Here is a 4,219-nt window from a genome sequence, read left to right as displayed (position 1 = left end):
ATGCCGACATCATCCGCGCCGGCATCGTGGCCGTCGATGTCGGCCAGACGGAGGGCGCGCGCAGCATCGGCTTCGGCAAATGGCAGACGCTGCGTCATGTCGTGATCCCGCAAGCCATCCGCAACACCGCACCGCCGATCGGCGGCAACCTGATCGCGCTGTTGAAGGAATCCTCGATCGTCTCGGTCATCGGCATCGCCGAGCTGGTCCATTCGGCCCAGCTGGCGATCAGCGAAACGTTCCGCCCTTTCGAGTTCTACATCACAGCCGCGGCGCTCTACTACATTCTCAACCTTGTGCTCGAGGCGGCTTTGCGCCTGTTTGAAAGACATGTGGAGGCTTCCCGATGAGCACGCAGCGGCCCATGGTCGAGGTTCGCGGCGCGCGCAAATCCTTTGGCGCGGTCGAGGTCCTCAAAGGCATTGACCTGTCGGTCGACCGCGGTCAGATCGTCGCGATCATCGGGCCGAGCGGCTCCGGCAAGAGCACGCTGCTGCGCTCCATCAACCATCTGGAATCCCTGAACAGTGGCGAAGTCTGGCTCGATGGCGTGCAGGTCAACCAGAAGCTGCACGGCCAGGCTTTCGAGCGGCACATCAACAAGGTGCGCCAGCAGATGGGCATGGTGTTTCAGCACTTCAATCTGTTCCCGCATCTGACCGTGATCGAGAACATCTCCATGGGACCGATCATCCTCAAAGGCATGACCAAAAGTGACGCGCATGCGCTGGCGCATAGCCTCTTGTCCAAGGTCGGGCTCGCCGACAAGATCGACGCCTATCCCTCGCGGCTTTCGGGCGGCCAGAAGCAGCGCGTGGCGATTGCCCGTGCGCTGGCGATGCAGCCCAAGGTGATGCTGTTCGACGAAGCCACCTCGGCGCTTGACCCGGAACTGGTCGACGAGGTCAACGCGGTGATGAAACAGCTTGCCGCCGAACACATGACCATGCTCATGGTAACACATGAGATGCGCTTTGCCGGCGAGGTGGCGGACAGGGTGCTGTTCATGGATGGCGGCGTGATCGTCGAGGAAGGCCCGCCCGGCGACATGTTCCGCGCGCCGCAGAAGGAACGCACGCGCACCTTCCTCAAGAAATACCTTTCCGCCTGAGTGTGACCATGACCAGACCAAACACGGAATTCCCCGATTTCGGACTGACGCCGGAGCAGCGCCGGCACGCGGTGCGCGGCCATTACTACGAGTGGCCAGGCATGGATGGCGAGCGCGGTGAGATCTGGTGCTACAGCGACCGTTTTTCCTATCGCGCCGGCGAGACGGTGACGCTTCATGTCAGTTCGACGGCGCCGTCCTTCAGCATGGCGATCATCCGCGACGGCGGCACCGAGACCAAAGTGTTCGAGAAATCGGGCATCGCGTCGCGTTGGCAGGACAGTCCTGACCAGTGTTCAGCCGAGGGTTGCGGCTGGGAAGCGTCGTTCGAATTCCGTGTCGGGAACGACTGGCCGTCCGGTGCCTACCGGGTCACGCTGACCGCAGACGGTCGCGACGGCAAGCAGATCCAATGCCACCATATTTTCATCGTCAGCCCGCAGCCAGGCAAGAAACCCGGCCGTGTGCTGCAGGTGGCGGCGACGGGCACCTGGCTGGCTTACAACACCTGGGGCGGTTCCAACCACTACCAGGGCATTACCGGGCCGGATCGCAATCAGTATTCACCCATCGTGTCGACGCAGCGCCCGTGGTGTCGCGGCTTCGTCGTGCTGCCGAAAGACGCGCCGCGCGTACCGCTGGAAGTCGCCGTGCCACCGAAGACCGTGCCGCGCTATCCGCATATGGAGTGGGCGCTCGCCACCGGCCATTCGAAGAAATACGCTTCGTCGGGCTGGGCCAGTTATGACAGCCACTTCTTCCGCTTCGCCGAACGAGCCGGCTATCAAGTCGATCTCGCCAGCCAGCATGATCTGCATTTTTCGCCGGAAACTCTCGACGGTTACGACTGCGCCGTCTTCGTCGGTCATGACGAATACTGGACCTGGGAGATGCGCGACGCCGTCGACACCTATGTCGAGCGCGGTGGTCATGCGGCGCGCTTTGCCGGCAATTTCATGTGGCAGACGCGGCTGGAGGACGAGGGCCGCAGGCAGGTCTGCTACAAATATCGCTCGCGTGCCGAGGACCCGGCCTATCTCCCGGGCGGCGACGTCACCCGCGCCACCAACTCCTGGGAGGCGCCGGAAATCGGCCGGCCAGGATCCGCGACCTTCGGGCTCAACGCGACCCGCGGCCTCTATGCCGGCTGGGGCGGCTGCGCGCCGCGCGGTGTGCGTGGCTTTCCGGTCTACCGGCCGGAACACTGGGCGTTCGCCGGCACCGGCATCTACTATGGTGACCTGCTGGGCGCCGACAGCCATGTCTATGGCTATGAGGTCGACGGGCTCGAGTTCGAGATACGCGGCGGCCTGCCCTACCCCACGGCGACCAGCGGTGCGCCTGATGGCCTGCAGGTTCTCGCCGTCGGCATGGCATCCCAGGTCGAGGAAAGCGCCGACATCCCGATCGAGGACCAGTTCCTCACTGACGAGGATGGCCGCTTCACCGCCGAGACTTTGTTCGGCGAGGCGAGCGACGCCAATCTGGAAAAGGTCAAACGCGGCAACGGCATGATCGTCAATTTCCCACGCGGCAAAGGCGAGGTGTTCCATGCCGGAAGCTGCGAATGGGTCGCCGGCCTGCTAAGACAAGACCCGATGGTCGAACGCGTCACCCGCAATGTCCTCGATCGTTACCTTGGAAAGCCCTGACATGTCGAAAGTCCAGACCGCCGCTCAAGAAACCGAAGCCCGGCGCCAGTCGCATCTGTTCTATCTGTCGAGCCTGCGCCGGCCGCTGATCGACCGCGCCGAGGGCATCTATATGTGGACGCAGGACGGCCGCCGCTTCATCGACGGCTCGAGCGGCCCGATGGTCGCCAATATTGGCCACTCCAACCGCAACGTGCTGGATGCCATGAAGCGGCAGATGGACCGCGCCACCTTCGCCTATCGCCTGCATTTCGAGAACGAGCCGGCGGAAGAGCTGGCGCGGGAGCTCGCCGGCAAGCTGCCGGAAGGCATGGACCGCATCTTCTTCGTCTCCGGTGGCTCGGAAGCGACGGAATCCTGTATCAAGCTGGCGCGGCAATGGGCGGTCGCCACCGGCCAGGCCAGCCGCTGGAAGGTGATCACGCGCTTTCCCTCCTATCATGGCGGCACGCTGGGTTCGCTCTCGATCACCGGCGACGATGCGCTGGCCGAAACGTTCGAGCCGATGATGCGGGTGATGCCGACCGTGCCGGCGCCGAATGCCTGGCGCGACCGCGACAATCTCTCGATGGAACAGCGCGGCATCCGCTATGCCGACATGCTGGAGGAGAAGATCCTGGCCGAGGGCCCGGACAGCGTGGTCGCCTTCATCATGGAGCCGATCGGAGGTGCTGCGACCGCGGCCCTGGTGGCGCCGGACAGCTATTATCCACGCATCCGCGAGATCTGCGACCGCTACGGCATCCTGCTCATCCATGACGAAGTGATGAGCGGGGCCGGCCGCACCGGTAAATTCCTCGGCGGCGACCACTGGAACTGCAAGCCCGACATTGTCGCGCTGTCGAAGGGGCTGGGTTCGGGCTATGCGCCGCTTGGCGCGCTCGCCGCCCCGATTCGGCTGGTGCAGCCGCTGCTCGATGCGGGCGGCTTCCAGCACGGCCACACCTATGCCGGCAACCCGCTGGCTTGCGCCGCCGGACTGGCCGTGCTCGGCGAAATGGACCGACTCGGCTTGATCGCCAATGCGGCTGCCATGGGCGACGTGCTGATGGACGGGCTGAAGGGGCTGGCGAAGCGGTTTCCGTTCATCGCCGACGTGCGCGGCAAGGGCCTGCTCACCGGCGCCCAGATGGTTGCCGATCCTGAGACCCTGAGGCCGATCGACCAGACCAAGAAGGCCACGCAGAGGCTGCTCGACCTCGCCTATGAGCGCGGGTTGATCATCTATGGCCGCAGGGTCAAGGGCGGCGTCGACGGCGACAATTTCATGGTCGCGCCGCCGATGATCGTCACCAGGGAACAGGTCGGCGAGATCGTCTCCATCATCGGCGACTCGCTGGAGGTTCTGGCCTCCGAACTCGACCTGCCGGTCGAAGGCCAGGGGTAAAAGAATGGCGCCGCGCAAAGTCATCATCACCTGCGCCGTCACCGGCTCGGTGCACACGCCGTCGATGTC

Annotated in this window: 4 protein-coding genes; all 4 read left to right on the top strand. The window is 64.3% G+C overall.

From position 1 onward, the window contains the following. On the top strand, window positions 1-350 hold a 350-nt coding region (locus EN935_RS24690; protein WP_127373697.1), incomplete at its 5' end, for an ABC transporter permease subunit. Next, window positions 347-1,111, top strand: a complete 765-nt coding sequence (locus tag EN935_RS24685; protein ID WP_127263342.1) for an amino acid ABC transporter ATP-binding protein — start codon at window positions 347-349, stop codon at window positions 1,109-1,111. The genes EN935_RS24690 and EN935_RS24685, both read left to right, overlap by 4 nt. Before the next feature lie 8 nt (window positions 1,112-1,119). Then, entirely contained in the window at window positions 1,120-2,763 is a 1,644-nt protein-coding gene (locus EN935_RS24680) for a N,N-dimethylformamidase beta subunit family domain-containing protein (RefSeq protein WP_127263343.1), read from the top strand. Window position 2,764: 1 nt separating this feature from the next. After that, the gene (locus tag EN935_RS24675) at window positions 2,765-4,150 is read left to right on the top strand and encodes an aspartate aminotransferase family protein (RefSeq protein ID WP_127263344.1); all 1,386 of its coding nucleotides are present in this window, start codon (window positions 2,765-2,767) and stop codon (window positions 4,148-4,150) included. Window positions 4,151-4,219: the final 69 nt, after the last annotated feature.

It is taken from the genome of Mesorhizobium sp. M7D.F.Ca.US.004.03.1.1 (assembly GCF_003998635.1).
Classification (GTDB): domain Bacteria; phylum Pseudomonadota; class Alphaproteobacteria; order Rhizobiales; family Rhizobiaceae; genus Mesorhizobium; species Mesorhizobium loti.
The sequence above is the reverse complement of the archived record's forward strand: the minus strand, read 5'-3'. Positions and strand labels throughout refer to the sequence as shown.

What these genes read in the sequence shown, in the direction of transcription:
- EN935_RS24685 (WP_127263342.1), top strand. Translation starts at nt 347, where the DNA reads ATGAGCACGCAGCGGCCCATGGTCGAGGTTCGCGGCGCGCGCAAATCC.
- EN935_RS24680 (WP_127263343.1), top strand. Translation starts at nt 1,120, where the DNA reads ATGACCAGACCAAACACGGAATTCCCCGATTTCGGACTGACGCCGGAG.
- EN935_RS24675 (WP_127263344.1), top strand. Translation starts at nt 2,765, where the DNA reads ATGTCGAAAGTCCAGACCGCCGCTCAAGAAACCGAAGCCCGGCGCCAG.